Origin of the sequence: Stenotrophomonas maltophilia group sp. RNC7, assembly GCF_030910085.1 — a bacterium.
GTDB classification, from domain to species: Bacteria; Pseudomonadota; Gammaproteobacteria; order Xanthomonadales; family Xanthomonadaceae; genus Stenotrophomonas; species Stenotrophomonas sepilia.
This window is the reverse complement of record NZ_JAVFVN010000213.1, coordinates 1-331: the sequence shown is the minus strand read 5'-3', so window position 1 is coordinate 331 and position 331 is coordinate 1. Positions and strand designations below refer to the sequence as shown.

Below are 331 nucleotides of genomic sequence, written 5' to 3'. Positions count from 1 at the left end.
GGGGGTTCGAATCCCCCTCTGTCCGCCAAGAATTCAGAAAGCCGCCGGTGATGCACCGGCGGCTTTCTGTCGTTCAGGCCTGAGGCTCTGCTGCCTTTCGCTGCAGCGCGTGACACACCTGCAGGTTGCGCTCGACGAAGTCATCCCAGTTGACCTTCGCGGCGAAATGCAAGCGGTATTGAACGTCTATGCGGCAAATGTCGGGTCTTCTATCATAGATTGTGCAGTGAGCGTGGGCCTCGTTGAAGTGACGACACGTTCCGTCGCCTCGATCCAGGTATCGGGTTTGTGGCGCTACGGATACGTGTTGGCAGCAACGGCCGCAGCCGTT

Annotated in this window: 1 protein-coding gene; it reads left to right on the top strand. The window is 58.9% G+C overall.

The window, feature by feature from the left end; genetic code table 11:
• Positions 1-109 precede the first annotated feature (109 nt).
• The coding region (locus RCF13_RS02905) for a hypothetical protein (RefSeq protein ID WP_308140832.1) at positions 110-331 on the top strand (222 nt) is incomplete at its 3' end.